14 protein-coding genes and 2 pseudogenes are annotated in these 17,204 nt (G+C 39.9%); 11 read left to right on the top strand and 5 right to left on the bottom strand.

Annotated features, from left to right (window positions below; all coding sequences use genetic code 11):
- The first annotated feature begins 9 nt into the window (after positions 1-9).
- The 10 genes and pseudogenes from BLW34_RS01750 to BLW34_RS01705 all read left to right on the top strand — a co-directional run.
- Complete coding sequence (locus BLW34_RS01750; RefSeq protein WP_090574806.1) at positions 10-393, top strand: ATP synthase subunit I; 384 nt, start codon at positions 10-12, stop codon at positions 391-393.
- Positions 394-420: 27 nt separating this feature from the next.
- Positions 421-1,230, top strand: a complete 810-nt coding sequence (atpB, locus tag BLW34_RS01745) for a F0F1 ATP synthase subunit A (RefSeq protein ID WP_090574803.1) — start codon at positions 421-423, stop codon at positions 1,228-1,230.
- A 53-nt stretch (positions 1,231-1,283) separates the two neighbouring features.
- Positions 1,284-1,556 (top strand): F0F1 ATP synthase subunit C, encoded by a 273-nt coding sequence (atpE, locus tag BLW34_RS01740; RefSeq protein ID WP_090539839.1) that lies wholly within the window; start codon positions 1,284-1,286, stop codon positions 1,554-1,556.
- Between the two features lie 41 nt (positions 1,557-1,597).
- Positions 1,598-2,071, top strand: a complete 474-nt coding sequence (locus BLW34_RS01735; protein ID WP_090539836.1) for a F0F1 ATP synthase subunit B — start codon at positions 1,598-1,600, stop codon at positions 2,069-2,071.
- Positions 2,071-2,607 (top strand): F0F1 ATP synthase subunit delta, encoded by a 537-nt coding sequence (locus BLW34_RS01730; protein WP_090574800.1) that lies wholly within the window; start codon positions 2,071-2,073, stop codon positions 2,605-2,607. Before BLW34_RS01735 ends, BLW34_RS01730 begins: the two co-directional genes overlap by 1 nt.
- Positions 2,608-2,618: 11 nt before the next feature.
- Complete coding sequence (atpA, locus tag BLW34_RS01725; RefSeq protein ID WP_090539833.1) at positions 2,619-4,160, top strand: F0F1 ATP synthase subunit alpha; 1,542 nt, start codon at positions 2,619-2,621, stop codon at positions 4,158-4,160.
- Between the two features lie 3 nt (positions 4,161-4,163).
- Entirely contained in the window at positions 4,164-5,045 is an 882-nt protein-coding gene (atpG, locus tag BLW34_RS01720) for a F0F1 ATP synthase subunit gamma (protein ID WP_090539831.1), read from the top strand.
- 27 nt (positions 5,046-5,072) lie between these two features.
- Positions 5,073-6,452: a F0F1 ATP synthase subunit beta gene (gene atpD, locus BLW34_RS01715; RefSeq protein WP_090539829.1), complete on the top strand. Its 1,380-nt coding sequence runs from the start codon at positions 5,073-5,075 to the stop codon at positions 6,450-6,452.
- A 19-nt stretch (positions 6,453-6,471) separates the two neighbouring features.
- On the top strand, positions 6,472-6,894 hold the full coding sequence (locus BLW34_RS01710) for a F0F1 ATP synthase subunit epsilon (protein ID WP_090539827.1): 423 nt from the start codon (positions 6,472-6,474) through the stop codon (positions 6,892-6,894).
- 1,361 nt (positions 6,895-8,255) lie between these two features.
- Positions 8,256-8,543, top strand: a pseudogene (locus BLW34_RS01705) (IS1595 family transposase); the annotation flags it as partial.
- Positions 8,544-8,548: 5 nt separating this feature from the next.
- Here BLW34_RS01705 and BLW34_RS01700 read toward each other — a convergent pair.
- The 5 genes from BLW34_RS01700 to BLW34_RS01680 all read right to left on the bottom strand — a co-directional run bounded on the left by BLW34_RS01700 (position 8,549) and on the right by BLW34_RS01680 (position 16,712).
- The gene (locus BLW34_RS01700; protein ID WP_090574797.1) at positions 8,549-11,329 is read right to left on the bottom strand and encodes a bifunctional glycoside hydrolase/polysaccharide deacetylase family protein; all 2,781 of its coding nucleotides are present in this window, start codon (positions 11,327-11,329) and stop codon (positions 8,549-8,551) included.
- A gap of 94 nt (positions 11,330-11,423) precedes the next feature.
- On the bottom strand, positions 11,424-12,806 hold the full coding sequence (pelG, locus tag BLW34_RS01695) for an exopolysaccharide Pel transporter PelG (protein ID WP_090574794.1): 1,383 nt from the start codon (positions 12,804-12,806) through the stop codon (positions 11,424-11,426).
- Positions 12,806-14,335, bottom strand: coding sequence for a GT4 family glycosyltransferase PelF (gene pelF, locus BLW34_RS01690; RefSeq protein ID WP_256203526.1), 1,530 nt, complete (start codon positions 14,333-14,335; stop codon positions 12,806-12,808). The genes pelG and pelF overlap by 1 nt, the downstream gene beginning before the upstream one ends.
- Complete coding sequence (locus BLW34_RS01685) at positions 14,317-15,327, bottom strand: tetratricopeptide repeat protein (RefSeq protein WP_090574790.1); 1,011 nt, start codon at positions 15,325-15,327, stop codon at positions 14,317-14,319. The genes pelF and BLW34_RS01685 overlap by 19 nt, the downstream gene beginning before the upstream one ends.
- A gap of 23 nt (positions 15,328-15,350) precedes the next feature.
- A complete protein-coding gene (locus tag BLW34_RS01680; RefSeq protein WP_090574787.1) occupies positions 15,351-16,712 on the bottom strand; it encodes a hypothetical protein in 1,362 nt (453 codons plus the stop codon).
- 409 nt (positions 16,713-17,121) lie between these two features.
- Between BLW34_RS01680 and BLW34_RS15400 the strand changes: the two are divergent.
- Positions 17,122-17,204 (top strand): annotated as a pseudogene (locus tag BLW34_RS15400) (IS5/IS1182 family transposase); the annotation flags it as partial.

Raw genomic sequence — 17,204 nt, 5'->3', positions numbered from 1 at the left:
ATAATTTATATGCCTTGGATAAGAAATAGATCACTGCACGTAGTGATCCGCTGGCAAGTGCTGTTAACAGCATTTATGGCGCTAGTATTTGGGTGGATATTAGGGTTACATGGTGCTGTTTCAGGATTCCTTGGAGGAATGGTCAGTGTAATATCTTCTACAATTTATGCACTCATAATCTCGAGTCATAAAGGATATACAGCAGGTGGCGCGATACGCACGGCTTTAAGAGCAGAAGCAGTAAAAATCATTGTAATAATAGCTTCTCTTTGGGCTGTATTTGCAGCGTATAAAGAAGTTAATCCAACCGCGTTTATCGGGGTATTTATCATGACAGTAATTATCTTTAGCATGGCTTTATTTGTAACAAATGATTCTAAAGATATTAAATGACAAAATTAGATAACAGATAATTCAATAATGGCATCAGATCTTGAGCTTACTCCAACCTCGTATATAACCCATCATCTTACTAATTTAACTAAATCAGTAGGAGAAGAACCCTTTTGGACATTACATGTAGATACATTGGTAATGTCAGTAATTCTCGGTGTGCTGGGAATGGGTTTCTTATGGCTAATCGTTCGCCGAGCAACCCCTGGCGTGCCTACTAAACGACAGGCTTTTGTAGAGCTACTCGTTGAATTTGTTGATTTCGAGGTAAAAAATACATTTCATGGAAATAGGCATACATTCATAGCGCCGGCAGCATTAACTATTTTTGTTTGGGTATTGTTGCTTAATATGATGGATTTTTTACCTATCGATATTATGGCCTGGATATATGAGCACGTGTTTGGGTTGCATAATTGGCGTAGTGTTCCAACCACGGATGTCAACACCACTTTTGCATTAGCGCTCTCAATATGGTTACTAATGATATTCTTTAACATTCAGGTTAAAGGATTAGGTGGTTGGATGCATGAGCTATTTTGCACGCCATTTGGTAAAAATCCCATACTGTGGCCACTGAATTTACTGTTTAACATGATTGAATATGTGTCTAAACCGCTATCCCATTCTTTGCGGCTTTTCGGAAATATATACGCAGGAGAGATTATTTTTCTACTACTAGGTATGTGGGCTGCGACTGGTGTTACGGGATCCTTTTTTAGCGTGATTCTGAGTGTAGGATGGCTAATTTTTCATATACTTATAGTTGCGCTACAAGCATTTATCTTTATGATGCTAGCAGTGGTTTATCTTTCAATGGCGCATGAATCACATTAAATAGATTAGACACAAGATTTTTTTACATAAATTTTTTTAAGGAAGGGAAAAATATGGAAAACTTGCAATTTCTCGCAATGATACAAGCTTACACCGGTATCGGCATTGGTTTGATGATTGGGCTCGGTGCAGCGGGTGCATGTATTGGTGTGGGCATTATGTGTAGTCGATTTCTTGAGGGTGCTGCACGCCAGCCAGAAATGATTCCAACCTTGCAAGGTAAAGTGTTTTTATTATTAGGTTTGACGGATGCTTCATTCATTATTGCTGTTGGTTTGGCAATGCTATTTGCTTTTGGTAATCCCCTATTAGCGGTAGTTCAATAATACTCATTCGTATTTAATAAAAAACTTACACGAAGCTGGCTATGAATATTAATTTTACACTCATATCACAAGCAGTAGCCTTTTCGGTATTTATATGGTTTACGATCAAATTCGTGTGGCCACCACTATTGCGTGCAATTGAGGAACGTCAAAAGCAAATTGCTGATGGCTTAGCTGCTGGTGAGCGTGGTAAAAAAGAACTAGAACTTGCAAGTCAGAGATCTTCAGAAGTATTGAAAGAAGCCAAGCAACGCGCAGCAGAAATTGTCACGCAAGCTGAGAAGCGAGCAGCAGAAGTTGTTGAAGAAGCCAAGCAAAATGCGAAGATCGAAGGCGAGCGAATATTGACTGGTGCCAAGGCTGAAATTGAGCATGAAGTATTTGCAGCAAAAGAGGCGTTGCGTCAACAAATTGCGGACTTGGCGTTAGCAGGAGCGACAAAAATATTGCGTCGCGAGGTGAATGCCAGAGTGCATGCTGATCTACTTGCATCTATAAAAGAAGAGTTGAAGTAATGGCTGAGGAAATAACAATTGCTAGACCTTATGCTGAGGCAGTATTTAAGTTAGCAAAAGAAAAGAATACATTATCGTCTTGGTCAGATATGCTGAAAGTTATTACAGATGTCACCTCTGTAAAACAAATACAAGCCCTTGTGACTAATCCAAGCATAGCAACAGATAAGCTATCAGAAATAATTTTAGAAATCTGTGGAGATGAGCTCGATAATGAAGGGAGAAATTTAGTTACTCTATTGATTGAAAATAATCGTTTAGAAGTGCTTCCGCAATTGAGTGGCTTGTATGAACTACTAAAGGCTCAATATGAAGGGATACTAGAGGCAAACATTATTTCAGCGTACGCTATTTCAGATGATCAATTAGAGAAATTAGTTTCGGTGCTTGAAAATAAATTCAAATGTAAAATCAAAGCAGAAGTAAACATAGATCCAGAGTTAATAGGCGGAGTAAAGATAGTAATTGGCGATGAAGTTATTGATAGCTCCGTACGCGGTAAACTCGAAACCATGTCTGTTGCCCTCAAAAGCTAGGAGTTATTAAAATGCAGTTAAATCCAGCAGAAATCAGCGAGCTGATTAAAAATAGGATTGAAGGACTTTCAATTTCTTCGGAGGTTCGCACTCAAGGTACCATTGTATCAATAACGGATGGAATCGTCCGAATTCATGGACTCACAGATGTAATGCAAGGTGAAATGCTTGAGTTCCCAGGCAATACCTTCGGTTTGGCACTTAATTTAGAAAGGGATTCAGTCGGTGCGGTTATTCTGGGTGCATATGAGCACCTCACTGAAGGCGATACAGTCAAATGTACAGGGCGGATATTAGAAGTTCCAGTTGGTGAAGGCTTGTTAGGGCGGGTAGTTAATGCATTAGGACAACCCATAGATGGGAAAGGACCTATCACTGCACAGGGAACAGAGCCCATAGAGAAAATTGCACCAGGTGTTATATGGCGTCAATCTGTAGATCAGCCGGTTCAAACTGGACTTAAAGCTATTGATTCCATGGTGCCAGTTGGGCGGGGGCAGCGCGAATTAATTATTGGGGATCGCCAGACCGGAAAAACGGCTGTTGCAATAGATGCAATCATCAATCAGAAAGGTGAGAACATGATTTGCATCTATGTGGCAATTGGGCAAAAAGCTTCATCAATTGCTAACGTCGTTCGCAAGCTAGAAGAACATGGCGCAATGGAATACACAATTGTCGTCGTGGCATCGGCGTCCGAGTCAGCTGCAATGCAATTTATAGCCCCCTACTCAGGCTGCACAATGGGTGAATATTTTCGTGATAGAGGACAAGATGCGCTCATCGTATATGATGATCTAACTAAGCAAGCTTGGGCTTATCGCCAAATATCTTTATTACTCCGCCGACCTCCAGGTCGGGAGGCCTATCCAGGGGACGTATTTTATTTACATTCTCGTCTCCTTGAACGTGCAGCCAGAGTGAGTGCTGCTTATGTTGAAAAATATACTAATGGCACAGTTAAAGGAAAAACAGGTTCGTTAACAGCATTGCCAATTATTGAAACACAAGCAGGTGACGTAACTGCATTCGTGCCTACGAACGTAATTTCCATTACTGACGGACAGATATTTCTTGAAACAGACTTGTTCAATGCAGGTATTCGTCCTGCTATTAATGCAGGTATCTCAGTATCACGTGTAGGCGGTGCGGCACAAACCAAAGTAATTAAAAAACTTGGCGGAGGGATACGATTAGCGTTAGCGCAGTATCGAGAACTGGCTGCCTTTGCACAGTTTGCATCAGATTTGGATGAAGCAACACGTAAGCAGCTTGAGCGAGGAAAGATGGCAACCGAGCTGATGAAGCAATCACAATTTGCTACATTGAGTGTATCAGAGATGGCATTGACTCTATTTGCACTGAATAAAGGATATCTTGATGATGTCGAAGTCAAGCGAGGTTTGGCATTTGAATCTGCTTTGAGAAGCTATATGCGTAGTCAGCACGCTGGAATCATGGATAAGATTGAAACAACCAAAAATATGGATGAAGCGACTGAGCAAGCATTATCAGAAGCAATTGAAGAATTCAAGAAAAACGGGACATATTAACCGATGGCTGGAAGCAGGGAGATACGCAATAAGATCCGAAGCGTTAAGAATACGCAGAAGATTACTCGTGCTATGGAGATGGTTGCTGCATCAAAAATGCGTAAAGCTCAGGAGCGTATGAGAAAAGCACGACCATATGGGGAGAAAATTCGCAATGTGGCGGCTCACATGAGTCGTGCGAGTACGGAATATCGTCATCCTTTTTTGATAGAGCGCGATACGGTAAAACGTATTGGCATTATTGTAGTAACCTCAGATAAAGGTTTGTGCGGCGGGCTTAATACTAATGTTTTGCGTAAAGTTGTAAATCAAATGCGTACCTGGGAAGCTGAAGGCGAGCAAATAGAAGTATGTTGCATTGGCAACAAAGGTCTGGGTTTTATGGGACGCATTGGAGCAAACATTATTTCTCAGATAATAGGTCTTGGCGATACACCAAATATCGAGAAATTGATAGGTGCTATAAAGATTGTACTTGATGGGTATACTGCAGATCGTTTTGATAGAGTCTATATTTTCTATAATCGTTTTGTTAATACGATGAAGCAAGAGCCCATGATGGAGCAGTTATTGCCATTATCCGATGAGCGCATTGGCGAAGGTGTGAAGGAAACCAACCATAAACAATTATGGGATTATTTATATGAGCCTGAAGCGAAGCCGATAATAGATGATATTATGGTCAGATATGTTGAAGCATTAATCTATCAGGCAGTTACAGAAAATATGGCATCAGAGCAATCTGCTAGAATGGTTGCTATGAAGGCTGCTTCAGATAATGCAGGTAATTTAATTAATGAATTGACATTGATTTACAATAAATCTCGTCAGGCCGCAATTACTAAAGAATTATCAGAAATTGTTGGCGGTGCAGCCGCTGTTTAATCAATATTTTAGTTTTAGGGAACAATAATGAGCCAGGGTAAAATTGTTCAATGTATCGGTGCAGTCATTGATGTTGAATTTCAGAGGGAAAGTGTTCCTAATGTTTATGACGCACTGATAATGGAAGGCACAGAATTAACACTTGAAGTACAGCAACAGTTGGGCGATGGAATCGTAAGAACGATTGCACTCGGATCTTCAGAAGGATTGCGGCGGGGGATGATTGTTGTAAATACGGAAAAGCAGATAACCGTTCCTGTGGGTACGAAAACGCTTGGTCGTATTATGGATGTGTTGGGTAGACCTATTGATGAAATGGGTGACATAGGTGCTGATAAAAGTATGCCCATCCATCGTGCTGCACCGGCATTTGATCAACTTTCGGCATCAACTGAGTTATTAGAAACGGGCATTAAAGTAATTGATTTAATCTGTCCGTTTGCTAAAGGCGGGAAAATTGGTTTGTTTGGCGGGGCAGGTGTAGGAAAAACAGTGAATATGATGGAGTTGATCCGTAATATTGCGATAGAGCACAGTGGTTACTCAGTATTCGCGGGTGTTGGAGAAAGAACCAGGGAAGGTAATGACTTTTACCATGAGATGAAAGATTCCAATGTATTGGATAAGGTCGCTCTGGTTTATGGTCAAATGAATGAACCCCCTGGAAATCGCTTGCGTGTGGCATTAACTGGGTTAACCATGGCGGAGTCTTTCCGTGATGAGGGACGTGACGTTTTGTTTTTTGTAGATAATATCTACCGTTACACACTTGCTGGAACAGAAGTATCTGCGTTATTAGGACGAATGCCTTCTGCTGTAGGTTATCAACCTACGCTAGCAGAAGAAATGGGGCGTTTGCAAGAACGTATTACATCTTCTAAAGCTGGCTCTATTACATCCATACAGGCTGTCTATGTTCCAGCGGACGATTTAACTGATCCTTCGCCTGCTACAACATTCGGACATCTTGATGCTACGGTTGTATTGTCGCGTGATATTGCCTCGTTGGGGATTTATCCTGCAGTTGATCCACTTGATTCTACTTCCCGACAATTAGATCCTATGATCGTTGGAGAAGATCATTACAATACTGCTCGTGCAGTACAGCAAACATTGCAACGATATAAGGAGTTGCGCGATATTATTGCAATTCTTGGTATGGATGAACTTTCACCAGAAGATAAGCTAACTGTGAGCAGAGCAAGAAAGATTCAGAGATTCTTATCACAGCCATTCTTCGTTGCAGAAGTATTCACTGGTTCATCAGGAAAATATGTATCGTTGAAGGAAACAATCAAAGGATTTAAAGGAATTGTTAATGGTGATTTTGATGATATACCAGAGCAAGCCTTTTATATGGTTGGTGGAATCGAAGAAGTGATTGAGAAAGCCAAAACGATTCAATAATTAAAGTTAGATAAACCAAATGGGCACGATATTTCATCTGGATATAGTAAGCGCTGAGGAATCAATATATTCTGGACCAGCAGAGTTTATGGTTGTTCCTGCACTTATGGGAGAAGTCGGTATTTTTCCTAATCACACGCCTATGCTTACTCGTATTAGATCTGGTATGGTACGAGTTAAAGCTCCTTTAAAAGATGAGGAGGCAGTTTACGTATCAGGTGGCATGTTAGAAGTCCAGCCAGACGTGATAACAATATTAGCCGATACTGCAATACGTGGCAAAGATCTAGATGAAGCCAAAGCCTTAGAAGCTAAGAGAAGAGCTGAAGAGGCTATGAAAAATAAAACATCTGAGATTGAATATGCACGTGCGCAAGCAGAGCTAATTGAAGCTGCAGCTCAGCTTACTGCCATCCAGAAACTTAGAAGTCGAGGTCATTAGGACAACTTAGCAGTAATCTAAAATGTACTAATACTTAATTGAATTATTTCGTTATATACTTTTTGAGTAAGAATTTCATTCAGAACAAATAGTTAATCATCAAAATAAAATTATCTATTTTTGTGATTAAACCCTAGACTGACAGTACATGATGTCATTGAATCTGTCAGCCTAGTTTGGCTATTCGGTAGTGAAAATAGCTATTTAATTACTTGTCTTTTGCGAGCTGAGCATATCAGCTAGACCATCTTGTTCTTGGCCGGATGGAATGCCCATTCCGATAAAGCAGCGATGCAAATCGCTGCGCAACTTCAGACTTGAATGAACGACGCTGTGGGCAGTTGAAGATCGCTACCATTTGTGCATAGCCTTAAGCACATACTCGCAGTCGGTCCGTCCCGATTCAACTGTTATTGATATCCTCCCCTGCCTGAATGCGGGAGATTCCTACGCGCTATACGCTGACCTGTATAGTCGCTTTGATGGGTTCTTGGGCTGTGAGTGCCTTGCTGCGTGACTCATATCTCCGCAAGCGTTATTTTCCGCCTATCCGACGGTAGCCCTCGTGAGAGGGAAACTTATATGTATTACACGCTATCATTGGAGCACAATTGCTCACTGGTAGCAAGAAGGAAGATACAATAAATGCGAGTAAAAAACAAGGCAGCTCTCGCTGCCGCACAACTGATCAACCCAATCTCACTGGGTAACTGTAGTTTTGATTATTGACATTGCCGAAGCTTGATTCGAGAGATTCTATAATTATCATTGATTTGAAGTATCTAGTGTTCTTTGAACGCTGATCTCCTGAGCTCAGGCAATAGTGCCCCATCTCTATGTAGAGTCTACTCAAAAAGTATTTCTCATAATCGCGTTTAAATTTATAATTCATAACATATTGTTTTATAAAGAATATTGTTTATTCTATTTCGCGTTATAAGATGTAATAATAAGTCGTCTAGGCTCACGTAAATGGATGACAATTATGGCAAGACCAAAGTGGTGAAGAGCATCTTGAATTGGCCCGAAATGCGGTACGGATCGCTAAAACAGTCGATGAACTGCGTAGCGCACAGGCTTTACTGCTGCCACTCGAATTGGGTCTGAGTCTGCTCCAGACGGCCATTACTATTTGTCGATCAAAAGGCAAGACCTGCACACTGCATACAAATTACTGCAAACGAACCACTGGAAGAATGGCTGCGCCCGTTGCCAAGCGTAATCTGCGTAATCGGGCGAACCGATCGCTTGAAGAAGAGAGGGCGCTGTTGCAGGAGGTATTTGACAGTGCCGGCGTTGGTGGAGTATTGGTCGTTCCGCCGTTTGCCGATAAGTTGCGCCAGAAGATGGGTGTCCCGCTTTCGCTTTACCGATCTGTGGCTCATAGCCTCGGAATTACCCATCGCCCCGTCAATCTCTCTGCTGGGATTCGAGTCATTGCTGGTATTTACCATATCCAGAACGTTAATGCCTACGACAGCCGACTCAAGCAGTGGATGAAAAGATTTCATGGGGTCGCCCAAGTATTTAAAAAATTATCTGGGCTGCGTAGATGGTTGGAACGCTGGGGTGAGCACAACTCGCCAATCGTTGGGCTCCAGGCCGCTCTCGGACGAGAAAATCAGTTTCAACTATTAATGCAGACATAGCCTTTTTAATTGCAAGCTAGCGAGGCATTCCCAGGATTAGCTATAGGAAAAATAAATTTCCAGCTCCGATTTTGTTGTTGCCCGTCTAACGTACCACCTGCCCATTTAATATAGCATTTAGGTTTTGAGGATGCTATGACCAACTCTAATGGCGTATGAGCATGTAGGTGGAAATTAACTCCTTCTGCAGTCTCCTGCCATTTTTTGATCTCTCCATTGCTATGCAGGAGATAGGTGGATAATGGGAATTTAGGGGCTGTATACAACAGAACTTGTCCATGATTAGGCAGAAGATGCACATAGCGCCCCTGTTTTATGTCACGCACTCCAATTACCCCTTTGGATCTCTTTAAATCAGGCCATCCTACTGATACTGGCAAGCGTAATGTGCGTAATGTATTCAGTCCTCTAATATCCCAAATGCCATCTATACTGCGAGACAGGCTAATGCTCTGGAATTCATTAACCTTCTGCGCATACTCACTCACCCAAATAGCCCTGGATTCCTGTTTAATGGTCCAATCGTAAACAGACTTTAGTGCATTGATGGATGCTATTTTACTTCCCGAATAAAAGTGATAGTGAATATGCAGTGGCTTTAGGCGAAGCGGGCTATCGGTGAGCTGCATAGTTTCAATGACCCGATTAAATCCATAAAAAGGACCTTGCCAACTGTTTGTATAAACATGATCACTTGCAATTGGAGCATATACTTGAAGTTGATTATTAATCACATAACCAAGAGGGGGGACGCGTGTAGTCGTTTTTTCATCTTTGCTTATAGTCGCACCACCCCCATTCATATTTTCTAATCCAAGCGAGCGCGTCAGAGCTAAAGCCTCTGTATTTGCCAACCCATCACCGGTCCAGAAAAAAGCACGAGCTTGCTTCTTCTCAGGCGCTAAATTTTTATTAATATATTTTACTGAACCGGTGATTTCCCGTTCCAAGTTAAATTCATATCCAGGAATAGGAAGGTGAAAATCATCACCCCTAGCATCAATATAGTTCTTTTGAAACCATGCTGATGGATGACTATAGGAATGGCTGGCTATCTCAACATTTTTCAGTTTAAAAATATCCCTTGCCACTTTCTCGGTTTCAGTAAGCTTACCTGATGAGTCGCCATTTGCTGCTTCTCCTTCAATTATGGAAACTGTGGATGGTAGGTTATATTTTTTTAAAAAATAATCCTGAATGACTTTTATCGCCAGCGGTGTTCCCGGAATCTCGGCTTTATTGCTAGCCCCATCACCATCAACCTGCACCAATAATAAGCGTCGGCCATTCTCAGTGGTGACATCGACAACAGGTATTTCTGGTAGATCAAGAGCTCTAGATAAAAATTTAAACGGGTCGATAATCCACCGTTGACGTCCCTCATAGCCAATTTCTATTACATAGGGATGCAAGGCAACTCCACCCCAATGCCCAGTAAATACAGCGACCAAAGACTGTTTCATTTGATCCATTAGGCCTAAATGTATTTCAATATTTCCTAGAGCTTGCCATGCAGTGAACCCGCGTGCTTTAGGATGAGGTTTTGCCTCATAGCCAATAATTTTATCGCTCAATCCAATTTTGAGCGGTTCCTTTATAGCTGACTGACTTAATTTGACCTCCAGGTGCCGCAAAAAGGTATTATCAGCTTTAAAACCTAAATTTCCCAGAATAGCAACTTTAACTCCAGAATCTATCTGTCGCAGCAGCCAATCTCTATAAACCATCGGACTTAATAAAGCATCGCTGTTAAACCAAGTGACAATTCCGGCATATTGTCCTGTCAATGAATTTGCTGGTAATCCAGTATTTACATCCAAGTAATCGACTGTATAACCCAAGTATTCCAATGGCATGGCCAGTAATTTATGTACATCAGTCCGTTGCATCCCTTCTGGATATTCCCGTCCATCATAGAGCGCTAAAACTCGTCTGGGAAAAATTTCTAACAGTCCGACACCAAGAGTATCTAATCCAGGATTTGCCACCCAAGGCGTAAAGCCCAAGTCAGATATTTGCTTAGCCGTCTTTCGCGCCAACTCTTTCTGCCTTGGGTCAACGTAATCAATAACAATTATTTGCAATCCATATTGATCTTGTGCTTGTCTTAACTTATCTAACAACCAGTTATGATCTGGCTCTGTAACTTGCGTGTAATTTTGTTTGGACTGGTCCCAGCTTTCAAAAAGCGATTCAGCAGCCAATGCGACAGCATATTGACCAACTTCTGGCAGAATCTCAAACCCGCGATTAAGAATAAGGTTAACCCCAGGAAAATGTTGATGTATACGTTTAATTAGGCTTGATAATGCTTTTTCCTGAATCAACCGATCCTCAGGTTTAGCGACAGCCTTTTGATAACTATCTAGTGTATCCAAAAAAAAACCGCGATATCCTTCTTTCCATAACTTAGCTAGATACTTATTAATTAGATAGTCATGCCACCCTTGTTGAGCCAGGTCAATAATGCTGCTTCCCCATGTTACATTACTACCCATAAACCAATTTTTGGGAATTTCTGAATACCATGAGCGCGTTGGATGGATTTCTCCGATACTTATATAGGCGAACACCTTTGTTCCCTTAGCATGGAGATAATCCAGATTATTCATATTCTCAGGCTCCACTACCACTTGCTTATAATGAGAAAGTAAATTCACCGGGGCAGATTGACCATAGAAAAATGCAATACTAGGATTAGCATATATGGGAAGGCAGACACCCAACAAAAGCATGCTATGAATGAGTATTACAATCGGTCGGTAGTTCAAGAAGACTAATTTCATATTTTCCTCTGTGATTCTTTGAGAAAAGCATTGAGCCAAATACCTTTAGCAAAGCCGAGAGACTTACCTCTTTGAGGTATTTTATAACCAATTTTTAATTGCTGGTTTTATTACGCAGCATGAATGTTTCATAAACCAGCTGGTTAAGTTTTTTTGAGACAATGACCATTCCAATAATCGTAGTTAATGCGACTGACAAGGCAAAACCATAGCCATAAAACGCAGGTCCCAGATATTGACTCAGAAGAGTAAATACAATATTTGAGGTGGCAAATAATAAACAGAGATACAGAGCATCTTTACGATAATCAAAATAAAATAACAGGTTGAGAACGGCCAGCAATAACACCTGAATACCCACCGCAACCAAGTCAATATTTAATAGCACTTTATAAAAAGGAGATATCCCTACCCATGCTAGTAGTTTATCTCCTATTGCCAGCAATAAGACAGTGGTCATTCCCTGTACCTTAACGATTTCGATAAATCCTCTTCGAATGGTTATGACCATCTCTTGATAGATTTGTAAAATACGCTTCAAGGAGGAGCCGGCATTAATAGCACCATAAAATCTTGTATATTGCTCTACAAAATCCGTTTCCATTCGCAATAAAAATACCGCCATACCGGGTATGATCGATAAATATGCAAGAAATATCGGAAGATCATAAAGTTCCGATCCTCTTAAAGGTAAAATGGCAGCAGTGCTTGTTTCGGGATTAAACCAGAAAATAAATTTATCAGCCCAAATAGCCAAGTTATAGAGGAGGCCAGTAATCGCTAAACTTGGGAATATTTGGCTTCGCCGTAGAAAGTCAAAGGAAATCAATTTATTACCTGAATAGGAGCTAAAAACTACAACCAAGAGCATGAATAATAAGACACTATGTCCTACAATAAACCCAGAAAGTAAGCCTTCCAGCCCAAACGTTCCCAACTCTTTAGAAGCCCATACTGTTATCCCATAACCTACCAGAAAAGCTAATAAAATTTCACGATATGCCTTAAGCCCCGATAAAATAATCACGACAATCCAAATCGTGGAAAGAATAACCAGACCACTCAGCATCAATAAACGATATAAAATTGATCCGGCAAACAAATAAACTAAACAAAAAACCGCAAGTGTTCCGCTAACAGCAATTACAACACATAGGGCGCCTGTCAGATTTGGTAGGACTTGCTCATCATGTTTTTCATATAACCTGTCAGCAATAAAACGCGTGAGCATGAGTTGTAATGGACCGGTCAGGATTAAAGAAGTCGCCATCAGGTAAGTTACAGATATTTGAAACTGTCCGACAAAATTAGGTGTAGATGAGTTTTCCGTGTGAATGAAACCAATTAACAATATACCAACAATCGACAACACCCATGGACCAGAGCCAATAATTCCCGCAAAACCATATGCTAGCAGTAGCCCTGAAAGAGAGTTTTCTTTCATCAGTTCACGTAGTTTGAACCCAATGCCTGCCATTATTGTGTCAACACCTGATCATAAATTGTTTTATAATCGTCCAGCATGCGAGACTGTGTATAATAGTTTTCAACTCGTTGAATACCAGCCTTTTTTGCTAAATGCCAACGATTCTTGTCGGTTAATAGTGTAATCACAGCTTCTGCAATTGCCTCTGGATTCGCAATGGGAACTACTATTCCTGCACATCCCAAAGCACGGTCTTCGTCGCTTTTACCTTCGATGATTTCTCGACAGGCACCCACATCAGTTGCCACGATTGGTAAACCACTTGCATAGGCTTCAAGTATTACCAACGGAAAAGCTTCACTGATTGATGTCAATACCAGCACCCCTATACGAGGAAGCACATCACTTATTTTTTGAAACCCTAAGAAATGTACATTTTCTTCCAACGCTAGCTCCAGCACCAAATCTCTACATTCTTGCGCGTATTCTTTATCTTCATCATCTGGACCAATCAGCCAACCTTCAGCTCCAGGTAATTGGCTCAGAATAGTGGGCATAGCCCGAATAAAAGTTTTAATATCCTTTATTGGTACAATCCTTCCAATTAACCCAATTACCAGAGGAATTTTTTCTGGCCTTTGTGCACGTATAGTAAGAAAACGCTCAACTTCCATTCCGTTTGGTATAACTTTTGTTCGGTCATGATCTGCACCATCAGTAATTTGACGTTCCCTATTTTTCTCATAGAGACTAATAATAGGATTCGATGCTTTATAAATAAGGCGGCCTAATGACTCAAAATATCTTACCCATAATATTTCCTGATATTGCATTCCCATATATTGAGCATCGCTTAATAAATCATGATGCTCCTTAATAAAAAGAGACTGCAAGTCTATTTTTCTTTCTTTAGTGTAAATGCCATGTTCAGTTAAAATTAATGGTCGAGTGGTTATATAATGCAATAATGTTCCAAGAAAACCTGCAAAGCCTGTAGATAGCGTATGGAATGTTCCGGTACGATAAGTAAACTGGTGAGCAATACTGGCAAGCCTAAACAATGGAGCATGCATGGCTTTGATAGCCCATATATAGTCAATGAATGAATTATCCGCATCATATTCATCGTAACACTCACAGATGTGTTGCCATGTCGCTACACTATAAAAAAACTCCTCCATAGTGAAGCCAGATAGTTGCCCTAAAGAAACTAAAAGTTTTCTTACTTCTGCTTCATCGAAGCTCGAACATGGATTGCGAAACCAATCATGGAGTTTCCTTGATTTAAGAATATATTCATTATTGCCTTTGCAGGCTTTTGGTTCAGATAAAGAAAATGGATCCCACAAATAATGGCATTCCAGATGAACAACGTTATCAGGCAAGACATATTTGGGTTTGTCATAATCCCTTTTTCTGGATCCTAGGAAAATCAAAGCAAATGTGTACTGTGGAAGTCCTTCTATTAACTGGTGTACCCAACCTGAAACTCCGCCTCTAACAAAAGGATAAGTACCTTCTAACAAGAGTGTAATATCAGCGTAATTCTGCTCCTGTTGCATTAATTCTTTTTCTGCCAAAATTGCACTACCGATGATAATTGAGGAAAAGCTGCAGGAAAATCTATCGCTGCCATTAATTGCTTTACTTTGTGATAATGGTGTTTATGAAAAGCCAATTCGGCATAGTAAATCAGTAATTTTTTATGTTCAATTCCAAGATTCTCAGCTTTCTTAATTTGTTCAGAAGCTTTCTCATAATTTCCCAGTTTTAGTAAAATTTGTGCATACTGGAAACAAAATCCTGAATCTTCGGGATAATGTTTAAGACCTAATTCAAGATATTTGCAGGCCATATTAAGCACATAGTTTCGCATTTCCCCTTGAGCTAAACCGAGATTTGCCAATTCCCAATAGTCATTTGCAATCTGTCGGAACAATTGTTTATTTCTTGAATTTTCTATTTTTTCAAGTTTTTGCTTCGATTTTTTAATTCGCTCGCTGAGATTATGTTCTTTCCGTTCCAATAAAGCGTAGGCAAGTAATCTGATATCATCAACTGGGTCGCCAAGCGCCATACGCAATATTGGAACCGCATCTTGATCCTTTATTTTTAATGTAGCATATATAGCCTGGAGCCTTTTATCAGGATTTCTGGATCTATATAAACTATGTAAATCGGCAGAGTTATCATCTGTAGCTGGAGCTGGCATATCAGGAAGATTCCTAATTTTACTTAAGCTCACAGGAAAATTTGTTTTTTTTAGTTTAGAAGAGAGGTGCTTTATGAAGGGTAATGCCAAAGTCAATCCCATCAATCCTAGCACCGGTAAATAAAAAGTAACCACAAAGAACAAAATATAAACCCTCAATTGGGGCTCAGTTTGATTAGATACTATGATTTTAGAAAAAAGATAGGCAGCCACAATACTCGCAATAAAATGAGAAAAAAGGGCTGTTATTAGAATTTGCTCAGATACAGGTTCATTGGAAATTAACTTCAGACTATATATTTCAAATCCCAATGCCAGAGTAAGTAGAATTAAATTAAACAGAATTAGAAATAATCGCATTCCAATTTCTTGTCTTTTGGATATCAAAATAAGCTGTTCTTATTAAATTGAGAAATTTCCAATACAACTTTTTTTAGTAAAGTTTTATTATTTAAGTTCCACATACAAATACTCACATCACCATCGTGATAGCTAAAGACCTTACTATCCAAATTATTGCAAACTTTTTCTGCCATCAATTCCGATAATCCAACGCGATTTAAAAATTCATTAGCGCCATTTTCATCCGTATAGGGCATTAGCATTAAATAAGTTTTATGATTTTGTTCATTTTTAAAAACCCAAATTTTATCAACTCCTCGTAAGTTAGCCTGAAATCTAGCGAGATATTTACTCTGCCATTCTTCAGAATTGATAATTGCACCAATCAGCATAGCTGATGTAGCTGATGTCTTTAAGAGTTTAATTTCATTTAAAACCCGACGCAATTTAAGTTCAAAATCTTTTCCTTTGTCGTCTATATAACTATAAGCCTCTGCACGTCGTTTAATTAGATCACCAATATTTCCACCCAGAATAGCAAATAAATCCATGGTGCTTTCCTGTAATGCGAAAAATGGCATCTCATTCACAACAACCAATCCCCAAATTTTCTGATAAACATCAATTAAAGGAATAACGGCAAGTGTTCCAACAGCACTCATAGCACTGTCATCTTCCAACTTAATGCTCGCAACTTGCCCTGTTCTCAGAGCTTCTCTTACGAAGGGATCTAAAGATAATAAAGGAGAAGCATGCCCTAAACAGGCCACAGGCTCAGGGTTGATTTTTTTTTGCTCATCGCCCGCTACCGCGTAAATCGCAGCTATCTGCACACTTGCAAAATCACTAAAAAGTTTAAGAATACTCTCACCGATGCCTGCTAGGGGCTCTCCTCCATTTTTCTCTAAAGATAAAATTTGTTGTTCCAAATCAACTAAAAAAGAGCGTAAGCTTTTCACCTGACTTGCTACATGTAATTCTAGTTGATGGTGTGAACCTTTAAGCAGGTGATACGCGCGGGTAAACTTATCCATCCTCGCGTTAATATGATTATTTTTATTCTCTAGAAGTTTTATTTTGCGAATCCAAATACCATAAAATTCAGCAGAAATTATTGTGACCAGTAACAAGCCAACGATCATTTCTTTTGGAAAAAAAGGAGCCCCCATCCACCCAAAGAAGAAACCCGTCGTAACCATGCTTATAAGCAATGAAGCAGTCATTATTCCAAATGCAAACCCATATTGGAGACTGATTAATAAAGGAGCAAGAACCAGCCAGGGAAACTGATAATTTATAAAGAAAGGATCCGATGGATCAATGGCATAGCCAATTAGTGGAAGTAATATTGAAATACCAATGGACTCCATCCATTTAGTTATTTCTCCCTTTTCTAGCAGCATTGCCTTATTCAATTTTTAAGTATGAAAGTAATTATTCTTCAGATGGAAAATTTATTTACAGTATTCAGGTAAGCACTGTAAAAGAACAGACATAAATAAACTTGGTTAACGCCGTCAGTACACTTCCAAAAATTTGGCTCATTGGTAAATCGAGCTAGCCCCCCTTATTCAATTTTTACAATATCATGAAATCTCATAAGTCTTTCAACAAAGTTTCAGAGTTGGAAGAAATAAATAACACATTGATAGCTAAGGAGCAGAAGCGCTATCCAGATACGATCTTAGAGAATATTTTTCTATCTTGCCACAAAGCACATAACGCTGCCAATCTTAATCAAAGTCTCGCGATTGAATATAAGAACCTGTTCAAAGTCTTTTCGTTTGACAGAAAAAGTGCGATATTTGCAGGATGAGAACAAGTTATCCAAGTGATATCAGTCGCGAACAGTTCGAGCAGATCCGCCCACTGCTGGAAAGTGCGCGCAAGAAGAC

Source organism: Nitrosomonas sp. Nm58, from assembly GCF_900107335.1.
In the GTDB taxonomy this organism is placed as follows: Bacteria; Pseudomonadota; Gammaproteobacteria; order Burkholderiales; family Nitrosomonadaceae; genus Nitrosomonas.
The sequence above is the reverse complement of the archived record's forward strand: the minus strand, read 5'-3'. Positions and strand labels throughout refer to the sequence as shown.

Coding starts and splice junctions, on each gene's coding strand:
- BLW34_RS01730 (WP_090574800.1), top strand. CDS start 2,071: ATGGCTGAGGAAATAACAATTGCTAGACCTTATGCTGAGGCAGTATTT.
- atpE (WP_090539839.1), top strand. CDS start 1,284: ATGGAAAACTTGCAATTTCTCGCAATGATACAAGCTTACACCGGTATC.
- BLW34_RS01680 (WP_090574787.1), bottom strand. CDS start 16,712: ATGCTGCTAGAAAAGGGAGAAATAACTAAATGGATGGAGTCCATTGGT.
- atpG (WP_090539831.1), top strand. CDS start 4,164: ATGGCTGGAAGCAGGGAGATACGCAATAAGATCCGAAGCGTTAAGAAT.
- pelG (WP_090574794.1), bottom strand. CDS start 12,806: ATGGCAGGCATTGGGTTCAAACTACGTGAACTGATGAAAGAAAACTCT.
- BLW34_RS01735 (WP_090539836.1), top strand. CDS start 1,598: ATGAATATTAATTTTACACTCATATCACAAGCAGTAGCCTTTTCGGTA.
- atpB (WP_090574803.1), top strand. CDS start 421: ATGGCATCAGATCTTGAGCTTACTCCAACCTCGTATATAACCCATCAT.
- atpD (WP_090539829.1), top strand. CDS start 5,073: ATGAGCCAGGGTAAAATTGTTCAATGTATCGGTGCAGTCATTGATGTT.
- BLW34_RS01710 (WP_090539827.1), top strand. CDS start 6,472: ATGGGCACGATATTTCATCTGGATATAGTAAGCGCTGAGGAATCAATA.
- BLW34_RS01700 (WP_090574797.1), bottom strand. CDS start 11,329: ATGAAATTAGTCTTCTTGAACTACCGACCGATTGTAATACTCATTCAT.
- atpA (WP_090539833.1), top strand. CDS start 2,619: ATGCAGTTAAATCCAGCAGAAATCAGCGAGCTGATTAAAAATAGGATT.
- BLW34_RS01750 (WP_090574806.1), top strand. CDS start 10: ATGCCTTGGATAAGAAATAGATCACTGCACGTAGTGATCCGCTGGCAA.
- BLW34_RS01685 (WP_090574790.1), bottom strand. CDS start 15,327: ATGCGATTATTTCTAATTCTGTTTAATTTAATTCTACTTACTCTGGCA.